Genomic DNA, 25,587 nt, shown 5'->3' with positions numbered 1-25,587 from the left:
TTGCCGATTCCATTCTTCCGCGTTCAAGTTGAAAGCCGACAAAAATATCTCGCCCTGCACTTGCGCAGCCAGTACAGCCTCAAGTAGAAAAATGCGCCGGAATACCCGGCAGGTTAAGAAAACTTTAGCGCTAGTACATCTAAGGTCTTGCAAGCGAAAGTCGTTGGCGGAACGTCTTTCGTGTGGATTCGGCTTCGAAATGGTTCTGCAACCGGCAGCTTAGAGATTTTTGTTCTCGTGTCGGTTCTGATGGGGGAATTGGGTCCAAATGCAGCCGGCAGCCGTCACGCCTGAGCGGAGTTCCGATATTGCGACCACTGTCGTGGCCACGATGCGGCAACTCGGTGTCATCGCGATGCCGCGCAACTACGAGATTTTTTATGAGGCGCTGGCCGGAACAAATCCGGAGCTGAGCCTTGCCGTGCTCGACCTCAGCAAACGGCCAACGCAGGATGATCTCGACCGCATCGGGCGTAAATTCTTCGCGCAAAACCACAGACACGGCATCGTCGACCACGTGCGCGACGTGCTCGCACGCGAACTGGAAGACATCGCCTCGCTGCTGCGCAACGAACGCAGCCATATCGAAAAATACGGCAAGATCCTCGATGAGACATCCGACGGACTTGCCAATCGCAGCGCGATTTCCAAAGAGCTCCTGGAAAAGATCGTCGGCGCGGTCTCTACGGCGACCACGTCGACCATCGACCACGGCAAGCAGGTGGCGAGCACGTTGGGCGACAAGACTGCCGAGCTCGAAAGCGTCAAGTCGAAGCTCGAGGAATATAAGCTGCTCGCCGACACCGATCCCTTGACCCAGGTTTGGAACCGCCGTGCTTTCGACGCCGAGATCGCTCGCATATACAACAGCAACAAGGGCATCCTGTTCAGCGCATTGATCCTGGCCGATATCGATCGTTTCAAGGAGATCAACGACCGTTACGGCCATCCGGTGGGCGACAAGATCCTCAAGGACATCGCCGACATCTTCCAGACCAGCGTTTCCAGCGGCATGTTTGTCGCTCGCACCGGCGGCGAGGAATTCGCCCTCATCCTCGAAGGAGCCAGCGAGGAAGCCACCTTCGATATCGCCGAGCGTATCCGCATCCTGATCGAGCAGACCCCTTTCGTCAGCAGCCAGAGTGGCACCAGCTACGGCACGGTAACGATTTCAATGGGCATCTGCATGGCTTCGGAGGCAATCGGACCGGAAGATCTCTATTCCAAGGCTGATCGCGCCCTCTACCGCTCCAAGGTAGAGGGTCGCAACCGCGTCACCCGCCATTCGGTTATGGGCGGTCGTGCCAGCAAGAACTGGCTGATCTACAAGAAAGACTGAGCCCGCCAACTATCGCACGGGCGATGTTGAACAACCATGGCATTGCTGTTGGCTTGCTTGTTCTTGTTTTGTTCTTAAATCAAACGAAAAACCTTTCATTATGAATTTCTCTTCCTTATATTTGCAGTAGAAAGGAAGAATCATGTCGACCCGGATTGCAGCAGTTCCTCGCACCGAACAGAGCGCCGTTATCACCAAGGCGACACTGCGGGCCGCCGAACGACTGGACGTGACGGCGCGGGTCTTGTCGATGGTCATCGGTGTGTCGGAGGCTACCGTCTCGCGCATGCGCAAGAGCGAGTTCCTGCTCGACAAGGGCTCCAAGCCGTTCGAACTGGCGGTCTTGTTCATACGCCTGTTCCGGTCGCTCGACGCCATCACCGGTGGCGACGAGACAGTGGCTCGTGCATGGTTGCGCAACGCCAACACAGCGCTGGGCGGCAAGCCGCTGGAGAAAATCCTGACCGTTACCGGACTTGTCGATGTCATCGCCTATCTGGACGCCCGCCGCGCTCTCGTCTGAGGCAATCGGCCTCGGCGGACAATGCTGGCGCATGGTCGAGGCGCAGCACCACGTCTCCACGCTGAAGCTTGTCGACACGCTGGATGAGCAGACACTTCTGGAAGAGCTGATCGAGGACACCAAGCCGCATATCCCTTTCGAATGCCGGCACCTGCACTATCTGCTCGCCACGCCGTTCCGTTACGGTTCGGTCTATCCTTACGGCTCGCGTTTCCGCCGTGCCGGTCGAACGCTTGGCGTCTACTACGCCGCGGAGACCATCGCGACAGCAGTGGCGGAGATGTCGTTCTACCGGCTGCTGTTCTTCGCGGAATCCCCCGAAACACCCTGGCCGCGCGACGCCGCCGAATACACTGCCTTTTCAGCCACGTTCAGCACCGACAAGGCGCTGGATCTCACCAGACCGCCGCTGGAACGCGACGCGGCCGCATGGACGCATCCAACCGACTATGCGGCCTGTCAAACCCTGGCGGATAGCGCACGAGAGATGAGCGTCAAAGCCATCCGCTATCAATCCGTACGGGACCCGGAGGGCAAGAATCTCGCGCTGCTCACCTGCACGATCTTCGGCAAGCCGGAACCGACGGAATGGCAGACCTGGCGCGTACGCCTCAGCGCTTCCGGCGTGCAGGCGCTATGTGAATTCCCATCGCGTCGCATAGGCTTCGATCGCACCGCCTTTGCCGGCGATCCACGGCTTGTCGCGTTAAAATGGGATCGCGGCAAAGGCTGATCGTGTCGCTTCCGCTTCGGCGATGACCCAGTCCCGGAAAAGCCCGATCTTTCGCGACTGTCTACGCGACTTCGGGTAAACGAGGCTATAGCTGCGGTCGTCGCGTCCGAGATGGTCGAAGGGACGTATCAGGTGGCCGCTTTTCAGTTCCTCGGCGAAGAATATCGGCATCACCATGGCAACGCCCTGCCCCTGAAGAGTCAGGCCGACATCGATCGTCTGAACACCGATCACCAGATCCATGCGGTTGTCATCGCCGCCTTTCTCCACGCCGGCGCCCTGGAGCCAGCGCGCCCACCAGCTCTGGGCACCGAAGCGACGGACCTTCAAAAGGTCGGCGGGATGCACGATGGCATGCCGTTCACGATATTCGGCTGTGCAGACCGGTGCATATTCCATTGGGAACAGCGAAAAGACCTCGTGCTCGGGCAGCACGCTATCGCTGCCCCGGATCATCACGTCGATGTCTTTCCTGGCAAAATCGAAACTGTCGTTCGATGTATGCAGCTTGATCCGGATCTCCGGGTTGGCGGCCTGAAAAGACGGCAGGCGAGGCACGAGCCATGTGGAAGCGACAGTCGGCAGCGTCGATATGATCAGATGGAGATCAGGCTTTCTGGCCACCTCGACAAAGGCTGATCCAAGCAGATCCAGAGCTTCGGTGACCTTTGGCGACAATTTGCGGCCGGCCGCCGTCAGCGTGACCTGCCTCGGCTCGCGCACGAACAGCGGAACGCCGATGCGCTCCTCCAGCAGCTTTATCTGATAGCTGACCGCCGCCTGCGTCATGCCGAGCTCTTCGGCCGCGCGCGTAAAGCTTTGATATCTGGCAGCGGCCTCGAAGGCCCGGATGGCGGCAATAGGCGGCAGCTTCATGCCGATACATAAGCATTCTTTATGGCAGATTGCGATAATTCGCTTTGTCAGACCGGGTGATACCCACCATCTTTGCTTTCGCACGATTTGCCGAATCCAGAGGCCAAGATGAAAGCGCTGTTGGGAAGACTTATCGCCGGATTGGCCTTTTCTCGCCGCGGTATTGCCGGCGTGCGCCGCTTCGATAGCGCAGGCTCCTTCAACGGGATGAATGATGCGCAGTTGCGCGACATTGGCCTGTGGCGAGGCGACGAGCAAACCTATCTGCGGCTGCGCGAACCACCTGCCCTCGAGGTCCTGTTTCCCGGCACAGGCGGAACGCCGGTCGGCGAGAATGGCAACACCCGCTCCGGCCCCATGAAGCCGCGCCTGGGCGTCAAGAACGACACGCAGGTCGGTTGATCACATAAAAAAGGCGCCGGTTTCGGCGCCTTTTCCTTCCATGCCGTCCAACGGTTTTATTCAGCCGCCTGCGTATGCGGCTGGCGGACATGGCTTTTCTTGAGCAATTCCGACACCAGGAACGCCAGTTCGATCGACTGGTCGGCATTGAGGCGCGGATCGCAATGGGTGTGATAGCGATTCTGCAGATCCTCCGCCATGATGGCGCGGGCACCACCGGTGCACTCGGTGACGTTCTTGCCCGTCATCTCGATATGAATGCCACCCGCATGCGTACCTTCCGCCTGATGTACTTCGAAGAAGGTCTGCACCTCTTTCAGGATGCGCTCGAACGGCCGTGTCTTGTAGCCGGCGGCGGTTATGGTGTTTCCGTGCATCGGGTCACACGACCACACCACGCTGCGGCCGGCATTCTTCACCGCGCGCACCAGCTTCGGCAGATGGTCGCCAGCCTTATCAGCACCGAAGCGCGCGATGAGTGTGAGCCGGCCCGGCTCGTTTTCCGGATTGAGCAGGTCGATCAGTTCCAGTAATCCGTCCGGCGTCAGCGACGGGCCGCATTTCAGGCCAAGCGGGTTCTTGATGCCGCGGCAATATTCAATATGCGCGTGATCTGGCTGGCGAGTGCGGTCGCCGATCCAGATCATATGGCCGGAGGTGGCATACCAATCGCCGGAGGTGGAGTCGACGCGGGTCAGCGCCTCTTCGTAACCGAGCAGCAGCGCTTCGTGGCTGGTGTAGAAATCCGTTTCGCGCAGCGCGAAGTTGGTTTCCGAGGTGATGCCAACCGCCCGCATGAAATCCATGGTTTCGGTGATGCGATTGGCGAGCGCTTCGTATTTCTCGGCCTGCGGGCTATCGGCAACGAAGCCAAGCATCCAGCGATGCACGTTTTCCAGGCTGGCGTAACCGCCCTGGGCGAAGGCACGCAGAAGATTGAGCGTCGCCGCCGATTGACGATAGGCCATTTCCTGGCGGGCGGGGTCCGGCACGCGTGATTTCTCGTCGAATTCGATGCCGTTGATGATGTCGCCACGATAGCTGGGCAACGTGAGTTCGCCCTTGGTCTCATTGTCGGATGAGCGCGGCTTGGCGAACTGACCGGCAACGCGGCCGATCTTCACCACCGGCTGCGATCCCGCGAAGGTGAGCACGACCGCCATCTGCAGGAACACGCGGAAGAAGTCGCGGATGTTGTCCGCGCCATGTTCCGCAAAGCTTTCTGCACAATCGCCGCCCTGAAGCAGAAAAGCCTCGCCATTGGCCACGGCCGCAAGCTGCTTCTTCAGTTTGCGGGCCTCACCGGCGAAAACCAGCGGTGGAAAGCTGGCAAGGCGAGCCTCGGTCTCCTTCAGAGCAGCAAGATCCGGATAGGCAGGAACCTGCTGGATAGGCTTCGCTCTCCAGGAATTCGGGGACCACTTTGTCATTTTGTCGCACCCAACGCGCTTTTCACGCTTCGGCACCATCGCCCAAGCCCTTCGCTCCCCATAAAGGAGATGCGGCTCCATACAGGAAGCCGGTTTCCTATTCTACCCCGGATTTGGCAGGGACGCGAACGGCTTATGTGCCCCTCTTGAGGCCTACGCCATTTGCGCTAGGCGCCTCAAATCAGCTGTCTGGATAAGATCTCACCGGAGCGTCACTGTGGCCGATAGGCCACGCAGGTGAAGCCAATCACAGACCCTTGCATGGCATTTGGCGAGAATGTTAACGGAAAATGATCAATTGGTGTTACTCTGCGTAACAAAACTAGAGAGGTTTGGGCGGGAAGTGATTCGGGCCGACAGACCGAAACATTCAATGCTGAGACGGCGGCGCCACGATCCGGCAGCACCGTCAACCCAGACGCCGGTTTCATCGATGCGCGGTTTCTGGGGCCTTATGCGGGCCTACTGGTTCTCGGACCGGTGGCAAGAAGCATGGGCGCTAGCCGTCATCATCGCTCTGTTGACGGCGCTCTCCAGCAAAACAGGCGTATGGTTTGCGGTAGCGTCTGGCGAACTGGTCAACTCCATCGCCTTCTTCCACGATGCGGCCAACACCACGCCCCTCACCTCGCTGCTGAGCAATGCGGGCTGGCTGGTTCTGCTCGTTGTCATCAAGGACGTCGGCATCACCGGCACCCGCACTCTGGTTTCGGCGACGCTGCATCGCAAATGGCGTGGCTGGCTGAACGGCCGTTTCAATGACGCCCTGCTCGATGCCAACCACACACATTTCCATGCCCAGAACGGAGCCGAAGGCAGCGGGCCCGACAACATCGATCAGCGTGTGCAGGAATCGATCAAGGACATGACCGGCGGTGCCATCGGGCTCGCCATGGGCGTGCTGGCGGTGGCTACTTCGCTGTTCTTTGTCGGCCAGAAGCTGATCGCGGACTCTACTGAAGTCGCAGGCCTGGAATTCCTCGGCGATTATGGCAGCGCCGTACTCGCGTTGGCTGCGGTTGCGATCTATGTCCCGTTCAATACCTGGATCGCCATGAAGCTCGGCGGCATGCTTGAGCGGCTGTCTGTCAGGATGCAGCAGGCCGAGGGCAGCTATCGCGGCGAATTGACGACGCTGTTGCGCCGCTCCTTCCACGTCGCCGCCGCGCGTGGCGAAGAGGTGCAAAAGGCCATGCACGGCCGCCTCTATCAAGATATCGATCAGACATGGGGACGCCTGAACCGCGTCAATGCCGGTTATTCGTCATTTGAGCTGGTCTACAATTTCATCGGCGCCCGCATCGTTGCCTATGGACCGGGCCTCATCCCGTTCATTCACAACAAGGTCGACCTCAAGGGCTATATAACCGGCGCCGAACTGGTCAATTCGCTGATCAGCCAGTGTTCATGGTTCATCCATGTGATGCCGGCGATCGCAGCGCTCAGGGCCAACAGCCGCCGCGTCATCGAACTGGCCGAAGCCATCGAAAACGTACAGCAGCCAGCCGATTTCTACCGCCAGAGCGGTCACTCTGACTTCCGCTACACGCATCAGAACCCGGTGTTTGGCCTGACAATCCAGCATCTCGAACTGATGCAGAGAGGCGTCGATGCCGCTCCCTTCGTGACGACGGAAAGGCTGCGCTTCCGGCGCGGCGAATGGACCTTCCTCAAAGGCGAATCCGGCAGCGGCAAAACCTCGCTTATCAAAGCAATCAACGGCCTGTGGCCTTACGGACGCGGCACGGTCGTCTTCCCGGAAGGCGTGAAAACCTTCTATGCAGCGCAGGAGGTGAAGCTGCCGCCGGTCTCGCTGAAGGAACTGGTCTGTCTGCCGGATTCTCCGGACGACCATTCCGACACCAAGGCCGCCGCCGCCCTGCACCGTGCCGGGCTCGGCGAATTCATCGAATATCTGTCTGAAGGCACGCGCGACAATCATAGCTGGGACCAGATCCTTTCTGGTGGCCAGAAGCAGAAGTTGATCGTTGCGCGTATCCTTTTGCAACAGCCGGGCCTGCTGTTCCTGGACGAGGCGACAGCTGCACTGGACCCAGACGGCAAGGTCGCCTTCCACCAGGCGATCAAGGACAATTGCCCGGACGTTATCGTCATCAGCGTGATGCACGAGGCGATCCCGCCGCGCTCGGCGACCGGCGAGGAATTCTACAACAGCGTGCTCAGCATCGCCGATGGTGTCGCCACCAAGAAGCCGCTCGTCCCGACCCTGCCACGGGAAATCACCACGATCCTTGCCAATCCACCTGCTCGGCCAATCGCCAGGACGCCGATGCTGGAGGATGGCTGGGCCCGCATTACGCGCATGCGGCTCAGGCAGAAATAACAGCTCGACCGTAAGTCATTTCAATCGCTTTGGCTTGACTTCTTCCGCTGACAAGCTGGCGACTGCTCTGCTGGTTCTCAAACCAACAGAGCTGCCCGAGGGCAGTGAATTCATCCTTCGTCATCATCTTGACTTTGACGTTCACGTCAATGGTAGCGTTGGCTTCGATCATGGGAGGCAGGATCGATGACACCTTCCCTCGCGCAATCCGCCCAAGCCAACGCGCACCAGAACGCTCTGGAAGCACGCAAACGCGATATCCGCTTTGAGGCCGACGATGGCTTTCCTCTTGCCGGTACGCTGTTCGAGGGCGACGGGCAGAAGCCACTCATCCTGATCTCATCTGCCACCGCAGTGCCACGCGGCTTCTATGCCGCCTTTGCCACGGCGGCTGTAAAGGCCGGTGCGCGCGGCGTTCTCATCTATGACTATCGCGGCACAGGCGATTCCATCCGCCCCAGGAGCTGGTCGAAGCGCATCGGCATGGCCGATTGGGCACTGCACGACATGCCGGCGGCGGCCAAGACGCTCGACGCGATTGCCCTCGGGCATCCCATGGTCGGCGTTGGACAATCCTATGGCGGCCAGGCGCTGGGTTTGAGCGGCATTTCCGACCGATTCGCCCGCTATGGAATGGTTGCGGTCATGTCGGGCTATCACCGAGGCCTTGACGACAGATGGGCGGGGCCGCGCATGTTCCTGCTTGGCGTGCCGCTTTCCCTCCTGTTTCGCGACATGCCGAAATGGATGCGTCTGGGCGAACCGATCCCTGCGACGGTTTTCCGCGACTGGGCACGGTGGTGTTCGATGCCGGACTATTTCTTCGACGATCCCGATCTCGAGGAAACCGCACGTTTTGCCAAGGTGCACACGCCGATCCTGTCTCTGCGCATGACAGACGATCCATGGGGAACGGAACGTGCCGTGGTTTCGCTGATGAAGCACTACGACCGTGCGCCGATCTTAAGGCGCTGGATTTCGCCGAAGGACGCAGGCAGTTCCATCGGCCATCTCGGTTTCTTCCGGTCGCGCTTCGCCGAGACACTGTGGCCGCCATTTCTAGCCTGGTTGCTCGATGGCACGGAATTCACCGCAGGCAGCCCGCCTACGCAATACGTCTAGAGGCGCACCGTCTGCCCGCATACCCTTTGACCGTGCAGACAAAAATGCTAGGAGCCCGGCAACGAAGGCGCGGAGCGACGAATTCCGACCATGGATGCCAGGCAATTGAAGATCGAATCCGCGAGGGTAGCCCTTGCCCATGTCACGGATGGCATGCGGCTGGGCATCGGCACCGGCTCGACGGCAGAGGAATTCGTACGTCTGCTGGCTGAAAAGGTTGCGACGGGCCTTTCCGTCATCGGCGTGCCGACCTCGGAACGGACGGCGGCGCTATGTGCCGAACTCGGCGTACCGTTGGCGACGCTCGAGGAGATGCCCGAACTCGACCTCACCGTCGATGGCGCCGATGAAATCGATCCTGAACTCACTCTCATCAAAGGCGGCGGTGGCGCCTTGCTGCGTGAAAAGATCGTAGCCGCAGCCTCGCAGCGCATGATCGTGATCGCCGACCGTTCGAAGCTTGTCGATACGCTCGGCCGCTTTCCGCTACCCATCGAGGTCAACCGCTTCGGCCTGCGCGCCACGGAGATCGCGGTTGCCGCGGCGGCACGCGAACTCGGCCTTTCAGGGCCGATCACATTGAGGATGACGGAGGGCCAGCCATTTGTTACAGACGGCGGTCATTTCATCCTCGATGCATCTTTTGGCCGCATTCCGAATACAAGAGCGCTATCGAATGCCCTTCATGCCATTCCTGGCGTGGTAGAGCACGGTCTTTTCATCGGGCTGGCGTCCGCGGCGGTCGTTGCAGGTGCCAATGGCATCGAAACTGTCCACGCACCCCGATAAACAAGGGAGTCTTTCCGATCATGATGTTGAATAACCGGGTTCGTCGTCTTTCCATGATGCTGGCGACCGCTGCTGTCGTTGCCTTTGCAGCTCCTTCCTTCGCCCAGGAAATCTCCGAATCGCACCTCAAGGCAGCACGCGCCGCCGTAAGCGCCATTCGTGCGACCGACCCGTTCGACACCATCCTTCCGCAGGCGGCTGCCGCCCTCGAGGCACAGTTGATCCAGAAGAACCCCGACCTGCAGGAACTGATCAGTCAGACGATCAATGCCAAAGCCCTCGCGCTGGCCTCGCGCCGCGCCGATCTGGAGAAGGAAGCGGCGACAGCCTATGCCAAGGTGTTCTCCGAGCAGGACCTCAACAACATCGCTACCTTCTATCAGTCCGAGACCGGCAAGAAGTTGCTCGACAGCGGCCCGATCGTGACGCGCGAGCTCGTGAAAGCTGCTGAAATCTGGCAGAACGGCGTCGCCCGCGACCTCGCCCAGCAGGTTGGCGAAGCGCTGCAGGCTGCGGCAGGCGCTAAGGCTCCCACCCCGACCCCGACCGACGGAACCGCTCCGGCAGAGGGTGCCGCGCCAGCCGGTGGAGTGGCTCCGGCCGAAGGTGCCGCGCCTGCGGATGGCAGCGCCAACTGATCGCTGCCTGTCAGCGCGACTGGATCAAAAGCCCGGCCACGACCGGGCTTTTCTTTTGGCGATTCGACGCCTACCTGTGACCTGCGTCGCACAAGGAACCAGGATTTCGCCATGAGCGCTTACGACTACGACCTTTTCGTTATCGGCGGCGGCTCGGGCGGCGTGCGGGCGGCACGGGTGTCGGCGGCGCTTGGCAAGAAGGTCGGCGTCGCCGAGGAATACCGTTTCGGCGGCACCTGTGTGATCCGTGGCTGCGTGCCGAAGAAACTCTTCGTCTACGCCTCCCAGTTTCCGGAGCATTTCGAGGATGCCGCCGGTTACGGCTGGACCGTGCCGCAGGCGAGTTTCGACTGGCAGACATTGATCGCCAACAAGGACCGTGAGATCGCACGGCTGGAAGGACTTTACGCCAAAGGCGTCCAGGGCGCCGGCGGTGAAACCTTCCAGACCCGCGCCACCCTTATCGACCGCCACACCATCAGGCTCGAGGCAGAAAACCGCACCATCACTGCCGACCAGATCCTGATCGCCACCGGCGGGCGCCCGGCCGCACATCCGGCACTGCCTGGCCATGAGCACTGCATCACCTCCAACGAGGCGTTTCACCTGGCCGAACTGCCGAAGGCGATCGCCATCGAAGGCGGCGGTTACATAGCAGTCGAATTCGCCAACATTTTCCATGGGCTTGGCGTGGAAACGACCCTGATCTACCGCGGCACGGAAATCCTCAGCCGCTTCGACATGGATCTGCGCCGCTCCTTGCACGAAACCATGGAAAAGAAGGGCATCCGCATCCTCTGCCGCACGGTTTCCGAAGAGGTGAAGCGCCGCCCCGACGGTCGGCTCGACGTGCGGGTGACGGGAGGTGACGTGCTCACCGTCGATCAGATGATGCTCGCCATCGGTCGGCAACCGAATACCGAAAAGCTGGGCCTCGAGGTTGCTGGCGTTGAGCTGTCGCCGATTGGCGCGGTCATCGTCGACCAGTATTCCCGCACCAATGTCGACAACATCTGGGCGGTGGGGGACGTCACCAATCGCGTCCAACTTACCCCTGTCGCCATTCACGAAGCGATGTGTTTTGTCGAGACGGCCTTCAAGAACAATCCGATCTCACCGGATCACGACACCATCGCCACCGCGGTGTTCTCGCAGCCGGAGATCGGCACCGTAGGCCTTTCGGAAGACGACGCCGCCAAGCGTTTCGACGAACTGGAAGTCTACCGCGCCGTCTTCCGGCCGATGCGCCACACGCTGGCCGGGCGAGACGAAAAGATGCTGATGAAGCTGGTGGTGGATGCACTGAGCCGCAAGGTGCTCGGCGCGCATATCCTCGGCCCCGATGCCGGCGAGATGGCGCAACTTCTCGGCATTCCGATCAAGGCGGGCCTGACCAAGGACGATTTCGACCGCACCATGGCTGTGCACCCGACTGCAGCCGAAGAGCTCGTCACCATGTACAAACCCACCTACCGCGTTAAAAACGGCGAACGGGTCGATTAGCGCCTCGCTACCCGTTCGTTGCCGCCAAGGCGGAAATCAGTCCGCCCACTCTTGACTGTAGAGAAGCACGGGATAGTTTAAGGACAAAATACCGGCCTTGTTAGCCGGACGGCAAGCGTGCCTCGTATGCCTCGCCCGACGGCGATGGCTGCGGGGCATTTTTCGTTTTTGGGGGGTATCGCTGGTGAAACGCCGCGTCGAGATCGGCATTCTGTATTCCCGTTCCGGGAATTACCAGCTCGTCTCGGAAGCCTGTCATCGCGGCGCCATGCAGGCCGTCGCCGCGATCAACGCCGACCCTTTTTCCCCCATAGAGTTCGTTCCTATCGAACGCGACCCGCAAGGCAACGCAGACCGCTATGCGACGCTCACGGAAGACATTCTGCGCAATTCAAGCGCCCGCCACATCATCGGCGGCGTGACTTCCTGGAGCCGCAAGGAAATCATTCCGGTTCTCGAAAAAGCGGGCGGCACGCTCTGGTATGCGTGCCCTTACGAAGGCTTCGAGGCCAATGAGCATGTCGTCTACATGCATGCATGCCCCAATCAGCATCTCGTGCCGCTGCTCGGACACATCATACCTCTTTACGGCGCCAACGGCTTCCTGACCGGCTCCAATTACATCTGGGGCTGGGAAACCAATCGCGTGGCCCGCGATCTGATTGCCGATGCCGGCGGACGGGTGCTTGGCGAACGCTACCTGCCGCTCGGAGAAACAGACGTATCGCGGCTGATCGAAGAAATTCGTGCAACGCGACCGGACTTCATCCTCAACAATCTCATCGGCCCCTCCTCCTATGCCTTCTTCCAGGCCTATGCGGAAATGTCGCGGCAGGACGATCATTTCACGCCTCAGCGCTGTCCGATCGTCTCCTGCAACCTGACCGAATGCGAGCTGCCGGCTATTGGTGCCGCCGGCGACGGTCATCTTTCCGCCGGCCCCTATTTCCATGACGCTTCCGTCAAGGAAGTCTGGCTGGTTGGCCAACCCGAACATGACGGTTCGCGGCCCTCCTCCTTCCAGGCCTCTGCCTATGCTTGCGTGAAGGTTCTGGCATCGACCCTCGCTTCAAACGGCGACGCCAGCCCGAGCGATCTGTCCGCCGCCTTTGCACAGAACAGCTTCAACACGCCATTCGGCGCGATCAGCATCGATCCACAAACGCAGCATGCGACGCTGCCCGTCGAAATTGGCCGTATCGCCAATGGCGGCTTCGAAAAAGTCAGCATTGCCAAGACAGTCGAGCCAGACCCTTACCTGTCGCGTTATGACCGCGCCAAGGTATTCGGCCGTCGCAAGCTGAAGGTGGTGTCATGAAGCGCGCCGCCCGCATTCCCATTCTTGGTGGTGCGAAAGCTTTCGTGCTGCATCGGCCGCATGCCAACCTCAACGCCATCCTACGCCAGCTTTCCGCTATCGGGCTTTCCGCCACCGATTGCTGGCCGGAACTGCCGTCGGAGGCGCTCGGTGCGGATTTCGTCTTCTTCGATGTCGACCTCGGCTTCGACGAGCAGTTTCCCTGGGTACCAGGCGAAGCGCCGATGCCGATCATCGCGCTGATCGGCTCCGAAGCACCGGGGCGCATCGAATGGGCACTGTCGCACAATGCCGATGCCCAGCTTTTGAAACCGGTCGGCAATTCCGGTGTCTATTCGGCGCTGTTGATCGCCCGTCAGAGTTTTGCCGCGCGTCGGCAGCTGGCCGACGAGATTGCCACGCTGCAGGCGCGCGTGGCCGAGCGCCAGACCATTGTGCGCGCCGTAGCAGCCTTGTCCAGCCAGGGCATCGACGACGAGCGCGCTTATGCGCAACTGCGTTCGCTCGCCATGAGTTGGCAGGTGAACCTCGAAGACGCTGCGCGCCGGGTTGTCGCCATGACCGAACAGGAGGGCGGCATTGACCACCCCTATCGCGCCTGACGCGCCGATCACGGCACCCATGCCGGCGAAACGTCGGGTGGGTGTGCTCGGTCGGCTGCTGAAACGGCCCCTCGCCGTCATCGGACTTATCATCATCGCCGTCACTGTTCTCGGCGCGATCTTCGCGCCATGGCTGACGGCCTACGATCCCAACGAACAGCTGTTTGACGGGTTGACGCTCGAAGGCGCACCGCTGCCGCCCAATGCCGCGTTCTGGCTGGGTACCGATCTGCTTGGAAGGGATCTTCTGACCCGCATCCTGTACGGCGCACGAACCTCGCTCATCATCGGCATCGTCGCCAATGGGGCTGCCCTGTTCATAGGAACACTGGTCGGGGTCACCGCCGGCTACTTCCGTGGCTGGATCGGCGGCACGCTGATGCGGTTCACCGACCTGATGATGGCCTTTCCGGCACTGCTGCTCGCCATCTGCCTCGCCGCCGTCTTCCAGCCGAGCCTGTGGATCGTCGCCATGGTCATTGCCCTGGTGAACTGGGTACAGACTGCTCGCGTCGTGTTCACGGAAACCAGTTCCCTGGCCGAGCGCGAATTCATCGATGCCGAGCGCACCATCGGCGCCAGCACACCGCGCATCCTGTTCCGCCACATCCTGCCGCACCTTCTGCCCACCATCATCGTGTGGGGTACGCTCGGCATTTCGACCACGGTGCTGCTGGAAGCAACGCTGTCCTACCTCGGCATCGGCGTACAGCCGCCCACCGCGTCCTGGGGCAACATCATCTTTGAGAACCAGACCTACTTCCAGGCTGCCCCCTGGCTGGTCTTCTTCCCGGGTGCGGCCATCCTTGCCCTGGCGCTCGCCTTCAACCTGGTTGGTGATGCGCTACGCGACATTCTCGATCCGACGCAGAGGGGACGGGCATGATCGCTTATCTTACCCGCCGCCTGATCCAGGCCGCACTCATTCTTCTCGGCGTCTCGATCATCACCTTCGCCCTGCTTTATCTGCTGCCGGCCGATCCGGTGCGCCAGATCGCCGGCCGCAGCGCCACGCCGCAGACAGTGGAAAGCATTCGCCAGCAACTCGGTCTCGACCAACCGTTTGTCGTGCAGTACTGGCGCTATCTCACCAATCTGCTCTCGGGCGATCTCGGCCGCTCCTACATCCAGCGCTCCGAAGTCACCGAACTGATTGTCTCGCGCCTGCCGGCAAGCCTCATTCTGATGGTGGGTGCGATCCTGTGCGAACTGGCGATCGGCCTGACTATGGGTCTGATCGCAGCCGCGAAACGCGGCAGTGCCACCGACCAGACATTGATGGTCGGTTCCTTCATCGGTGTCTCGGCGCCGCAATTCGTGGTCGGCCTGCTGCTGCTCTACGTCTTTGCCGTCCAACTCGGCTGGTTCCCGATCGGCGGTTACGGCACCTGGCAGCACGCGGTGCTGCCCTCGCTGACGCTCGGCATCCTCGGGGCCGGCTGGTACTCGCGCATGATGCGCTCGTCGATGATCGACGTGCTGCGTCAGGACTATATCCGCACCGCTCGCGCCAAAGGGCTCGCGCGCCACGCCATCCTTTTCCGCCACGCGCTGCCCAACGCCATCCTGCCGGTCGTCGCCATGATCGGCATCGACATCGGCCTGTTCATGAGCGGCATCGTGGTCGTGGAAAGCGTCTTCGGCTGGCCGGGCATCGGCCAACTCGCCTGGCAGGCGATCCAGCGTGTCGACATTCCAATCATCATGGGTGTGACGCTGGTTTCAGCCTGCGCCATCGTGCTGGGCAACCTGCTTGCCGACATCGTCGCCCCGTTCATCGATCCGCGCATCAAGCTGCGCTGACAACAGCAACCAACGACAAACAAGACAAGAAGGGAACAGAACATGAAGAAATATCTGGCCTCAACCGTAGCCGCCTCGGCGCTGGCGCTGGTGCTTGGCCTCGCGCCCGCATCCGCCGATGAGAAGCTCGACCCGAACGCCAAGCAGGGCGGCGCCATCACCATCACCTACAAGGACGATGTCGCAACACTCGACCCGGCGATCGGCTATGACTGGCAGAACTGGTCGATGATCAAGAGCTTGTTCGACGGCCTGATGGACTATGAACCCGGCACAACCAATCTGCGGCCTGAACTTGCCGAAAGCTACGAGATCTCGCCGGATGGTACGACCTTCACCTTCAAGCTGCGCAAAGGCGTGAAATTCCATAATGGCCGCGAGATGACGGCCGACGACGTCAAATATTCGCTCGACCGCGTCACCAATCCGAAGACGCAGAGCCCCGGCGCCGGTTTCTTCGCCTCGATCAAGGGTTACGAGGACGTAGCAGGCGGCAAGGCCGAAAGCCTGGCCGGCGTCACTGTGGTCGACCCCGCGACCGTCAAGATCGAACTGTCGCGGCCGGACGCCACCTTCCTGCACGTGATGGCGATCAATTTCAGCCATGTCGTGCCGAAGGAAGAGGTCGAGAAATACGGCGCCGACTTCGGCAAGCATCCGGTCGGCACCGGTGCCTACAAGCTTGGCGAATGGACGCTCGGCCAGCGCCTCGTGTTCGAGCGCAATGCCGACTACTGGCACAAGGGCCTGCCCTATCTCGACAAGATCACCTTCGAGATCGGCCAGGAGCCAATCGTGGCGCTGCTGCGCCTGCAGAAGGGCGAAGTCGACGTGCCGGGCGACGGCATCCCGCCAGCCAAGTTCCAGGAAGTGATGGCCGATCCCGCGCAAAAGGCGCGTGTGGTCGAAGGCGGCCAGTTGCAGACCGGCTACGTCACCATGAACACCACCATGGCACCGTTCGACAATGTGAAGGTGCGCCAGGCCGTCAACATGGCCATCAACAAGGAACGCATCGTCAAGATCATCAACAACCGTGCGGTACCGGCCAACCAGCCGCTTCCGCCGTCGATGCCTGGCTACGACAAGAACTTCGCCGGCTACAAATACGATGTCGAGAAGGCCAAGGCGCTGCTTGGCGAGGCCGGTCATGCGGATGGCTTCGAGACACAACTTTTCGTCATGAACACCGATCCCAATCCGCGCATCGCCCAGGCGATCCAGCAGGATCTCGCAGCCATCGGCATCAAGGCGTCGATCCAGTCTCTGGCGCAGGCGAATGTGATCGCGGCCGGCGGCGACAAGGCCGGCGCTCCGATGATCTGGTCGGGCGGCATGGCATGGATCGCCGACTTCCCCGATCCATCCAACTTCTACGGCCCAATCCTGGGCTGTGGCGGCGCCGTTCAGGGTGGTTGGAACTGGGCCTGGTACTGCAACAAGGATCTTGATGACAAGGCGGCCAAGGCCGACTCCATCGTCGACCCAGCCAAGGCCGACGAACGCTACAAGCTGTGGGGCGAGATTTACGCCAAGGTCATGGAAGACGCGCCGTGGGCGCCGGTGTTCAACGAACAGCGTTTCACCATGCGCTCGCCACGCATGGCGGGCGACGACAAGCTCTACGTCGACCCGGTCCATATCCCGATCAACTACGACTATGTGTATGTGAACGATGTGCAATAACTGCAACTATACGATCCACGGGCGTCATCATCATTTCGGCTGGGACAATTCCTTCGTCCCGGCCGAACGGGTGGAACCCGGCTCCACCATCGAGTTCAACTGCCTGGATTCCTCCGGCGGCCAGTTGCAGCCCGACAGCACGGTCGCGGACATCGCCCGGCTCGACTTCGGCAAGATCAACCCTGTAACCGGGCCGATCCATGTCGAAGGGGCGGAACCTGGCGACGCGCTGAAAATCACCATCGAGCAGTTCAAACCGTCCGGCTTCGGCTGGACGGCGAACATTCCGGGTTTTGGCTTGCTTGCCGACGACTTCAAGGAGCCGGCTCTGGCAGTTTGGAAGTATGACGTCAATTCGCTGGAACCGGCGCTGTTCGGCAAGAATGGTCGTGTGCCGCTCAAGCCCTTCGCCGGCACCATCGGCAATGCGCCGGCGCAAAAGGGCCTGCATTCCGTGGTGCCGCCGCGCCGCGTCGGCGGCAATCTCGACATCCGCGACCTTGCCGCCGGCACCACGCTCTATCTTCCGGTAGAAGTGGCCGGCGCGCTGTTCTCGGTGGGCGACACGCATGCCGCCCAGGGCGACGGTGAAGTCTGCGGTACCGCGATCGAAAGCCCGATGGATGTCGTGCTCACCCTTGATCTGGTCAAGGATGCCCGGCTGAAGATGCCGCGCTTCACCACGCCGGGTCCGGTGACGCGCCATCTCGACGCCAAGGGTTACGAGGTCACGACCGGCATCGGGCCCGACCTGATGACGGGCGCCAAGGAAGCGGTTGCCCAAATGGTCGACCTGCTCGCGGCCCGCTACCAGATGGATCCGGTCGATGCCTATATGCTGGTTTCGGTCTGTGGCGACCTCAGGATCAGCGAGATTGTCGACATGCCGAACTGGGTGGTGTCGTTCTACTTCCCGCGTTGCGTGTTCGAATGATCGCAGCCGCCGATATAAAGGCAGGCGCGGCAGTTGCCGCGTCTGAAGATCCAGAGAAGAGGCCGGTGCTAACCGTCTCTGGCCTTACTGTTTCCGTACGCGGGGAAGAGGGCGAACGGGCGGTGGTCTCCGATCTCTCGTTTGCGCTGGCTCGCGGCGAAACGCTGTGCATCGCAGGCGAGTCCGGTTCCGGCAAATCGATGACCTCGCTGGCGATCATGGGATTGTTGCCGCAGCCGCAAGCACGCGTTTCGGCCGGCTCGATCCGGCTGGGCGATCTCGACCTCACGGCACTCAGCGAAAAGCGCATGCAGGCCGTTCGCGGCAACCGCGTCGCGATGATCTTCCAGGAACCGATGACCTCGCTGAACCCGGTTCTGTCGATCGGGCGCCAGTTGATCGAAGCAATCGAGGTCCATACCAACTTAAGCGGAGGCGATGCACGTGCCCGCGCCATCGAAGCGCTGAAGGCAGTCCGCATTCCCGAAGCCGAGAGCCGGCTGAAACAGTTCCCACACGAGCTTTCCGGCGGCATGCGCCAGCGCGTCATGATCGCCATGGCGCTCGCCTTGAAGCCGGACGTGCTGATCGCCGACGAGCCGACCACGGCACTCGATGTCACGGTGCAGGGCGAGGTTCTGGAATTGCTGCGCGACCTTCAGCGCGAGCAAGGCACCGCCGTGATCCTGATCACCCACGACATGGGCGTCGTCGCCGAGATGGCGGATCGGGTTATCATCATGCGCAACGGCCGCATGGTCGAACAAGGCACCATCACCGACATCTTCGAGCGGCCGCAGGTCGACTACACACGCGAATTGCTTGCCGCCGTGCCCAGGATGGGTTCTGGGCGCGCCGCGGCATCGGGCAAATCGGAGGAACCGGCAAAATCTGCCGCTGTTGCCGAAGTCCGCGAACTCCATGTGCGTTTCGACCTGCACGGCGGTTTCTTCGGCCGCGTCACGCGCCGCGTTCACGCCGTGGAAGGCGTCAACTTCTCGATCGCGCCGAACGAAACCTTGTCGCTGGTGGGCGAATCCGGCTGCGGCAAATCCACAACCGCAAAGGCGCTTGCCGGGCTCCTGCCCTATAGCGGCGACATTGCCATAGGCGGAAGGAACCTTGCAGGATTGGGTCGAGACGAGCGCAAGGCGGTGCGCCGTGACATCCAGATGATCTTCCAGGACCCGTACGCCTCGCTCGATCCGCGCATGCCTGTCGGCGATCTGGTCGCGGAGCCCCTGCTGATCCACGGGATCGGCACTCCAAAAGAACGGACGGAGCGCGTTGCGGCACTGTTCGAGCGCGTCGGGCTCACAGCCGACCAGATGGAGCGCTATCCGCATGAATTCTCAGGCGGCCAGCGCCAGCGCATCTGCATCGCGCGCGCATTGGCGCTGCGGCCTAAACTGATCATCGCCGATGAAAGCGTTTCGGCACTCGATGTTTCGGTTCAGGCGCGCGTGCTGAAACTCCTCAAGGAACTGCAAAGCGAGTTCGGCGTCGCCTATCTTTTCATTTCGCACGACATGGCTGTAGTCGAGAACATTTCCGACAAGGTGGCGGTAATGTATCTCGGCCAGATCGTGGAGATGGGCAGGCGCGAGCAGGTTTTCGCCAATCCGCGCCATCCCTACACGAAACGGCTGATCGAGGCGGTTCCGGTGCCCGATCCTGCTCGTCGGCGGACACGGTTCGCCCGATTGGACAGCGAGATCGCAAGTCCGGTTCGTCGGGTCGGCGACCCACCCGTGAAACTGCTGCTGCAGGATGTCGGCGACGGCCATTTGGTCGCAGCCCATTAGGCTGCGGCCGGTCACACTGCTTGTATCGAGGCGAGCGAACAGCTATCGCCTGCTGCGACTGCAACTACGGACTGGATCATGAAGCGCCCCATCATCGTTTTCGACCTCGACGGAACGCTTGTCGACACCGCTCCCGACCTGCTCGACAGTCTGAACCACAGCCTGGTCGATGGCGCGCTGGAGAGCGTGGACTATATCGGCTTCAAGCGCTTTGTCGGCCAGGGCGGACGCGTCATGATCGAACGCGCCTATGCGGCGCAGCGCAGGGCATTGGCGGTGGAGGAACTCGACCGCCTGCTCGGCCTGTTCATGACCCACTACACCCAGAATATTCCCGGCAAGTCCTTGCCTTACCCAGGTGTCGTGGACGCGATCGGCCGGCTGGAGGAAGCAGGCTATGTTCTCGCAGTCTGCACAAACAAATATGAAGCGAACTCAAAGGCTTTGATCGAAGCGCTCGGGTTGAACGAACACTTCGCCGCGATCGCCGGCCAGGACACCTTCGCCTTCCGCAAGCCGGACCCCCGCCATCTGCTCGAAACCATCGCCTTGGCCGGCGGTGACCCGGAACGCGCTGTCATGGTCGGCGATTCGCAGACCGATATCGATACCGCCAAAGCGGCTGGCATCCCGGTGGTGGCGGTCGATTTCGGCTACACCGACCGCCATGTCAGCGAATTCGAGCCATCCGTCGTCATCTCGCACTTCGATGAATTGACCCCTGCCCTCGTCGAAAAACTGATCGTGGCGGCGCGCTGAAAAATCTTTTGCCGTATCCGCGCTTTCGTAGCCTGGAAGCGCGGATGGGACGGTTGACTTCCGACCATCACCCACCTTATATCGCGGCGCGCTTGGCCTTCGGGCATGGAGCGGGCGATTAGCTCAGCGGGAGAGCACACCCTTCACACGGGTGGGGTCGTAGGTTCAATCCCTACATCGCCCACCATTTTCTGTGCCTTACGCTCGGCCTTGAAATCCTGAACGAAGAACTGACTGCCGTCGGCTGGATACGGGAGGAAGTGCGCGCGGCACTCATCGGCCTTCTTTCTGCGAGCGACCTCTCGAATGACGCGAACGCCGAACTTGAGGCCGAGTTGGCCCATAATGCGAGCGCGCATGCGCCTTCCACCCACCTGACAGGCGTCGCTATGGAACTTGCTCCAAAACGACCATTGAAGGTTCTCGCCATCGCCGTCGCAATCGTTGCAGCACTGTACTTTGTCGTGTGGCCTGCTCTCAGGCAGTTGATGTTCATTCTCGCCGCTTTGAGCGGTTTCACATGATCACGCCACCTTGGCGAGATCGCAACTACATTTTCAAACTTTCAGATACAAATGTTCCCCTGTTCTCGATTTCTGGAATCCGACCCAATATTCAACTCAGTAAATTATCATTAGAATATGCTTAGGGGGCTGGACTAATGGTTTGGGCCCTATGTTTCACAATGTTACTTGCAAGCGCTTTAACCCGATGTAGACAGTTGCTGTCTGGCAACTTTCTATTGCGCGGGGGCGTGTGGACGGGTTCGGGGGGCAGAGTGGTGTCGTCGACACCGGCGTCATTTGCTTGGCGCTAATCGCTCAGTATTTGCGCAAACCCGCAGATTCGGAAGTCATCAGGCATGACCTTGGACTTGTGGTCGACGTCGCCGGCCGCGAAGATGTTGTCCGCGCTGCAAAGCGTCTCAAGCTCAAAGCGCGCATCGTCCGTCCGGCCGCCAAACGACTGGATCACCTGGCGCTTCCAATCATTGTTGAGAAATCAAGTGGCGGATTTGCCATTCTTGCCGCTCTCTCCGCCGACAGGGTTCTCATTCAGGATCCAGCGGTCGGCGCAGCGCAAGAACTGACACGCTCAGAGTTTGAGGCGGGTTGGAATGGCTATGCGATCCTGATCACCAGCCGCGCGTTTGCCGACGGATTTGCGCGGCGCTTCGATTTTTCCTGGTTTATTCCGGAGATGATTCGCTACCGCTGGATCTTCGCCGAAGTGCTGCTTGCCTCGTTCTTCGTGCAATTGCTCGGCCTGATTTCGCCGATCTTCTTCCAGCTCGTCATCGACAAGGTTTTGGTCCACAACGGCCTGACCACACTAGAAGTGCTGGTGATCGGCCTATCGGTCGTGTCTATGTTCGAGGTGCTGCTGACGGGGCTGCGCACCTACGTGACGACACACACCACCAGCCGCATCGACGTCGCGCTGGGCGCCAAGCTGTTCAATCATCTGCTCGGCTTGCCGATCGCCTATTTCGAGGCTCGCCAGACCGGCCAAACAGTTGCTCGCGTGCATGAGCTTGAGAACATCCGCGCCTTCCTCACCGGCTCAGCGCTGACTGTCCTGCTCGACGTCTTCTTCCTCTTTGTGTTCCTGGCTGTGATGTACCTCTACAGCCCCTGGCTGACTTTCATAGTCGTCTGCTCGATCCCAGTCTATGTGCTGCTGTCCGTTGCGGTGACTCCGGAATTCAGACGGCGCATCGAAGAGCGCTTCAATCGTGGCGCGGAAAATCAGACTTTCCTGGTTGAAACCATCGTCGGGGTCGAAACGCTCAAGGCGATGGCGGTCGAGCCACAGATGCAACGCCGTTGGGAGGACCAGCTTGCCGGTTATGTACAGGCCGGCTTCCGCACCTCCAACCTCGGCAACATCGCCTCCAACACCGCCCAGTTCATTTCCAAGGCAGTCATCGTCCTGACCATGTGGTTCGGCGCCAAAGCCGTTCTGGCTGGCGACATGACGGTCGGCCAACTCGTCGCCTTCAACATCATGGCCGGGCGGGTCTCAGGCCCGGTGCTGCGACTGGCACAACTGTGGCAGGACCTGCAGCAGGTTCGCATTTCCATCGACCGCCTTGGCGACATCCTCAACGCACCCGCTGAACTCACCGGTAGCACTGGACAAGGCTCGATCCGCAAGATCGTCGGGCAGGCCAGTTTTGACCACGTCACGTTCCGCTATCGTCCGGGTGAGCGCGAGATCCTTTCCGACGTTTCGTTCTCGGTCGACGCCGGCGAGATCGTTGGCATTGTCGGTCCATCAGGTTCGGGCAAGAGCACGGTTGCCAAATTGCTGCAGCGCTTGCATGTGCCGGAGCGTGGCCGTGTCATGATCGATGGTGTCGACCTGGCTCTCATCGACCCACGCAGCTTGCGCCGCCAGATCGGTGTCGTACTTCAGGAGAATGTGCTGTTCCGGCGCACGGTGCGCGAGAACATCGCCCTGTCCGACCCTTCCCTATCGCTCGACCGCGTCATCGAGGCAGCAAAGCTTTCGGGAGCGCACGAATTCATCGTCAAGCTGAAGTCGGGATACGACACAGTGCTGGAAGAGCGCGGCGCCAACCTCTCTGGAGGTCAGCGTCAGCGTATCGCGATCGCCAGAGCGCTTGTCACCAACCCGCGCATCCTGCTCTTCGACGAGGCAACAAGCGCACTCGACTATGAATCTGAATATGTCATCCAGCAGAACATGAAGCGCATGGCACAAGGCCGCACCGTCTTCATCATCGCGCACCGGCTTGCAGCCCTGAGAGACGCGACCCGCATCATCACCATCGAGGCAGGCCGCCTCACCGAACAGGGAACCCACAACGAACTCCTTGCCAAGAACGGTCGATACGCACAGCTATACCGCCTCCAGGGCGGGACGCTGTCAGAGGCTGCGGAGTAGAGGCCATGGGACGCATCTGGCAAGCCGTACGACATGGTATCGCCAGGGAGCGTCTGGAAAAGCGCCCTCGCCTCAATGCGAATGAACGGCAGTTCCAGGCAGCGGCAATCGAAATTCTTGAAACGCCGGCATCGCCGACGGCAAGGATTTTCGCTGGGTTGATCATCGTTTTCGCCACAGGCGCTCTTGCCTGGTCGTGGTTCGGCCGCATCGACACCTTTGCCACGGTTCAGGGCAAGATCATACCGATCGGCAAGGTGCAAGTCATCGAGCCGCTGATCACCGGCCGCATCAAAGCCATTCACGCCAAATCCGGTGACCACGTCGCCGCCGGTCAGACGCTCCTTGAGCTCGACCCCGCGGAACAGGTCGCTGAACGTCAAAAGCTTGCAGGCAACCTTTCAGTTGCCGAGGTCTCGGCCGCTCGGCTTAGATCGATGATCAACGGAATCAACAGTGGTACAGCGCTGACCGAAGCCAGCTTTGTTGCCCCCTTGAACGCTCCCTCTTCGGTCATCGACCTGCAGCAGCAACGTATGCGACAGGCGCTGGCGGCCTATGAGGCGGAGCAAGCTAGTTTCGCAGCGGACATTGCGCAGAAGTCGGTTGAAATCGAACGTGGTGCCAGGACGCTGGCTGAACGCAAGAAGTTGGTCAGATTGACCGGCGATCGGCTCGATGTTTTCGAAACGCTCGAGGGTCGCGGCCTTGGTATCAAGTCGCGCACCATCGATGCTCGCCAAAGCCAGCAGGATCAGCTGCTGGCCGTCGTGACAGATGAAGGCCGCATCGCTGAACTGGAGGCCACCAAATCAGCGCTGGAAGCCCGGAAACACGAGCGTCACGAGGCCTTCCTTGACAAAGCTACGACGGAACTCACTGACACGGAGCGAGATATCGGCGCCCTGCGCCAAGACCTCGCCAAGGCCGAACTGTTTGAACGCGCCAGCACACTGAAGGCGCCCGTAGCAGGCCGTGTGCAACAGGTGGAAGTCAGCACCTTCGGCGAAGTCGTGCAGACCGGCCAGCGGCTGATGGTGGTGGTGCCCGATGGCACGGCGCTCGAAGTCGAGGCGATGCTGCTCAACAAGGACAAGGGGTTTGTGCGCGAGGGCCAGGATGCCCGGATCAAGCTAGAGGCCTTCCCGTTCACGCGCTACGGTACGCTGAATGGAACCGTGCAGTCGGTCTCAAACGACGCCATCCCGGCAAAGCCGAGCGCAGGTGGTAATGAGGCCGCGCAGGATACCGCGGGCCCCCTCGTCTTCCCTGTGCGTGTAACACTGAAGGAAACGTCCATTCGCGCAGATGGCCAAGATGTTCAACTAACACCCGGCATGTCGGTCACAGCAGAGATCAAAACGGGCGACCGCCGAGTCATCGAATTCCTGCTCGACCCGCTGATGGAGATGAAAGACGAGGCATTCCATGAGCAATAAAAGAAATTTGAAAAAGGCGCTCCAGATCGCGTCCGCGCTATTCGCGCTCGGGCAAACAACACCTTCATTCTCCAATGATTTACTTTGGTCAAAAAACCACACCGAGCCGGTGATCACAAATCAGAAAGATACAGAAGAGTTTTTTTCTTACATACTTAAGCGATTCGAAAGAAATACATCAAGGATATCTGAATATCTAAAAGAAAATGGCTTCTCTTGCATTCACTCGGATTTCGACAAATCGATTCATTGCTTAAGTTTGATTTGCAATAAAGGATCGATAAAAGATGACGTTTCGGGTATTAACTTAATTTTCTACGACGACGAGAAGCTTAGATACCCGTCCATCCAGAGACGATTCGCTAAAATTGACGGAAAATGTCCGAGCAGCAGAATTGGTACGTTACGATTACAGCAAGATCTTCTAAGCGGGAGGTACATGGGAAATGGAAAATACTAGCAGTCGAACAGGCAGCATCACTTTTTCGGTGATCGAATATCACATCGCACTACCCGACCTTCTCGGCAATTATTCTCACCTGGGTGTCAGGGCGACAACTGAAAACGGCACCCCTGTTGGTGAATGGAATTTCGGGTCATTTCTCGATGGGACCTATAGAGCGTTTGGCCTC

23 protein-coding genes and 1 tRNA gene are annotated in these 25,587 nt (G+C 60.3%); 21 read left to right on the top strand and 3 right to left on the bottom strand.

Translation table 11 applies throughout. The features are described 5' to 3' along the window. The first annotated feature begins 268 nt into the window (after window positions 1–268). From ACFWXH_RS06550 to ACFWXH_RS06540, 3 genes are all read left to right on the top strand, one after another. The gene (locus tag ACFWXH_RS06550) at window positions 269–1,339 is read left to right on the top strand and encodes a diguanylate cyclase (RefSeq protein ID WP_054312993.1); all 1,071 of its coding nucleotides are present in this window, start codon (window positions 269–271) and stop codon (window positions 1,337–1,339) included. A gap of 142 nt (window positions 1,340–1,481) precedes the next feature. Further along, window positions 1,482–1,862, top strand: coding sequence for an MbcA/ParS/Xre antitoxin family protein (locus tag ACFWXH_RS06545; RefSeq protein ID WP_054312994.1), 381 nt, complete (start codon window positions 1,482–1,484; stop codon window positions 1,860–1,862). Next, on the top strand, window positions 1,822–2,595 hold the full coding sequence (locus ACFWXH_RS06540) for an RES family NAD+ phosphorylase (protein ID WP_379118498.1): 774 nt from the start codon (window positions 1,822–1,824) through the stop codon (window positions 2,593–2,595). Before ACFWXH_RS06545 ends, ACFWXH_RS06540 begins: the two co-directional genes overlap by 41 nt. Here the strand turns inward: ACFWXH_RS06540 and ACFWXH_RS06535 are convergent. Next, window positions 2,569–3,471, bottom strand: a complete 903-nt coding sequence (locus tag ACFWXH_RS06535; RefSeq protein WP_379118496.1) for a LysR substrate-binding domain-containing protein — start codon at window positions 3,469–3,471, stop codon at window positions 2,569–2,571. The genes ACFWXH_RS06540 and ACFWXH_RS06535 overlap by 27 nt on opposite strands. Window positions 3,472–3,579: 108 nt before the next feature. On the opposite strand from ACFWXH_RS06535, the gene ACFWXH_RS06530 reads away from it, so the two are divergent. Further along, complete coding sequence (locus ACFWXH_RS06530; protein ID WP_379118493.1) at window positions 3,580–3,873, top strand: hypothetical protein; 294 nt, start codon at window positions 3,580–3,582, stop codon at window positions 3,871–3,873. A gap of 56 nt (window positions 3,874–3,929) precedes the next feature. Here ACFWXH_RS06530 and ACFWXH_RS06525 read toward each other — a convergent pair whose 3' ends face one another. Continuing rightward, complete coding sequence (locus ACFWXH_RS06525; protein ID WP_379118490.1) at window positions 3,930–5,303, bottom strand: class II 3-deoxy-7-phosphoheptulonate synthase; 1,374 nt, start codon at window positions 5,301–5,303, stop codon at window positions 3,930–3,932. Window positions 5,304–5,736: 433 nt separating this feature from the next. Here ACFWXH_RS06525 and ACFWXH_RS06520 point away from each other — a divergent pair, with 433 nt between their 5' ends. Further along, window positions 5,737–7,647, top strand: coding sequence for an ABC transporter ATP-binding protein/permease (locus tag ACFWXH_RS06520; RefSeq protein ID WP_379118991.1), 1,911 nt, complete (start codon window positions 5,737–5,739; stop codon window positions 7,645–7,647). Here the strand turns inward: ACFWXH_RS06520 and ACFWXH_RS06515 are convergent. Beyond that, window positions 7,634–7,819: a hypothetical protein gene (locus ACFWXH_RS06515; RefSeq protein WP_379118488.1), complete on the bottom strand. Its 186-nt coding sequence runs from the start codon at window positions 7,817–7,819 to the stop codon at window positions 7,634–7,636. The two genes, ACFWXH_RS06520 and ACFWXH_RS06515, sit on opposite strands and share 14 nt — an antisense overlap. A gap of 86 nt (window positions 7,820–7,905) precedes the next feature. Here ACFWXH_RS06515 and ACFWXH_RS06510 point away from each other — a divergent pair, with 86 nt between their 5' ends. From ACFWXH_RS06510 to ACFWXH_RS06435, 16 genes are all read left to right on the top strand, one after another. Continuing rightward, entirely contained in the window at window positions 7,906–8,769 is an 864-nt protein-coding gene (locus ACFWXH_RS06510; protein WP_379118989.1) for an alpha/beta fold hydrolase, read from the top strand. A 90-nt stretch (window positions 8,770–8,859) separates the two neighbouring features. After that, on the top strand, window positions 8,860–9,558 hold the full coding sequence (gene rpiA / locus ACFWXH_RS06505; protein ID WP_379118486.1) for a ribose-5-phosphate isomerase RpiA: 699 nt from the start codon (window positions 8,860–8,862) through the stop codon (window positions 9,556–9,558). Between the two features lie 20 nt (window positions 9,559–9,578). Beyond that, window positions 9,579–10,196 carry a DUF2059 domain-containing protein gene (locus ACFWXH_RS06500; protein ID WP_379118484.1) on the top strand — a complete coding sequence of 206 codons (618 nt, stop codon included), beginning with the start codon at window positions 9,579–9,581 and terminating at the stop codon, window positions 10,194–10,196. A gap of 111 nt (window positions 10,197–10,307) precedes the next feature. After that, window positions 10,308–11,699 (top strand): glutathione-disulfide reductase, encoded by a 1,392-nt coding sequence (gene gor, locus ACFWXH_RS06495; protein ID WP_379118482.1) that lies wholly within the window; start codon window positions 10,308–10,310, stop codon window positions 11,697–11,699. 184 nt (window positions 11,700–11,883) lie between these two features. Beyond that, window positions 11,884–13,017 carry a transporter substrate-binding protein gene (locus ACFWXH_RS06490; RefSeq protein ID WP_054313002.1) on the top strand — a complete coding sequence of 378 codons (1,134 nt, stop codon included), beginning with the start codon at window positions 11,884–11,886 and terminating at the stop codon, window positions 13,015–13,017. Further along, on the top strand, window positions 13,014–13,619 hold the full coding sequence (locus ACFWXH_RS06485) for an ANTAR domain-containing response regulator (RefSeq protein ID WP_054313003.1): 606 nt from the start codon (window positions 13,014–13,016) through the stop codon (window positions 13,617–13,619). Before ACFWXH_RS06490 ends, ACFWXH_RS06485 begins: the two co-directional genes overlap by 4 nt. A 19-nt stretch (window positions 13,620–13,638) precedes the next feature. Further along, window positions 13,639–14,505, top strand: a complete 867-nt coding sequence (locus tag ACFWXH_RS06480) for an ABC transporter permease (RefSeq protein WP_200911788.1) — start codon at window positions 13,639–13,641, stop codon at window positions 14,503–14,505. Then, on the top strand, window positions 14,502–15,422 hold the full coding sequence (locus tag ACFWXH_RS06475) for an ABC transporter permease (RefSeq protein WP_054313005.1): 921 nt from the start codon (window positions 14,502–14,504) through the stop codon (window positions 15,420–15,422). Before ACFWXH_RS06480 ends, ACFWXH_RS06475 begins: the two co-directional genes overlap by 4 nt. Before the next feature lie 42 nt (window positions 15,423–15,464). Beyond that, a complete protein-coding gene (locus tag ACFWXH_RS06470; protein ID WP_379118479.1) occupies window positions 15,465–17,108 on the top strand; it encodes an ABC transporter substrate-binding protein in 1,644 nt (547 codons plus the stop codon). Then, entirely contained in the window at window positions 17,098–18,042 is a 945-nt protein-coding gene (locus tag ACFWXH_RS06465; protein WP_379118477.1) for an acetamidase/formamidase family protein, read from the top strand. Before ACFWXH_RS06470 ends, ACFWXH_RS06465 begins: the two co-directional genes overlap by 11 nt. Continuing rightward, window positions 18,039–19,847 carry an ABC transporter ATP-binding protein gene (locus tag ACFWXH_RS06460; protein WP_379118475.1) on the top strand — a complete coding sequence of 603 codons (1,809 nt, stop codon included), beginning with the start codon at window positions 18,039–18,041 and terminating at the stop codon, window positions 19,845–19,847. Before ACFWXH_RS06465 ends, ACFWXH_RS06460 begins: the two co-directional genes overlap by 4 nt. 78 nt (window positions 19,848–19,925) lie before the next feature. Further along, window positions 19,926–20,606 (top strand): phosphoglycolate phosphatase, encoded by a 681-nt coding sequence (locus tag ACFWXH_RS06455; protein WP_379118473.1) that lies wholly within the window; start codon window positions 19,926–19,928, stop codon window positions 20,604–20,606. Window positions 20,607–20,718: 112 nt separating this feature from the next. Further along, window positions 20,719–20,793: transfer RNA gene (locus tag ACFWXH_RS06450), tRNA-Val, on the top strand. A 73-nt stretch (window positions 20,794–20,866) separates the two neighbouring features. Then, a complete protein-coding gene (locus ACFWXH_RS06445) occupies window positions 20,867–21,130 on the top strand; it encodes a hypothetical protein (RefSeq protein WP_379118471.1) in 264 nt (87 codons plus the stop codon). A 232-nt stretch (window positions 21,131–21,362) separates the two neighbouring features. Further along, window positions 21,363–23,516 (top strand): type I secretion system permease/ATPase, encoded by a 2,154-nt coding sequence (locus ACFWXH_RS06440; protein ID WP_379118469.1) that lies wholly within the window; start codon window positions 21,363–21,365, stop codon window positions 23,514–23,516. Between the two features lie 5 nt (window positions 23,517–23,521). After that, entirely contained in the window at window positions 23,522–24,955 is a 1,434-nt protein-coding gene (locus tag ACFWXH_RS06435; protein ID WP_379118467.1) for an HlyD family type I secretion periplasmic adaptor subunit, read from the top strand. Window positions 24,956–25,587 lie beyond the last annotated feature (632 nt).

This window comes from Mesorhizobium sp. NPDC059054 (genome assembly GCF_042739215.1).
GTDB lineage: Bacteria > Pseudomonadota > Alphaproteobacteria > Rhizobiales > Rhizobiaceae > Mesorhizobium.
The sequence above is the reverse complement of the archived record's forward strand: the minus strand, read 5'-3'. Positions and strand labels throughout refer to the sequence as shown.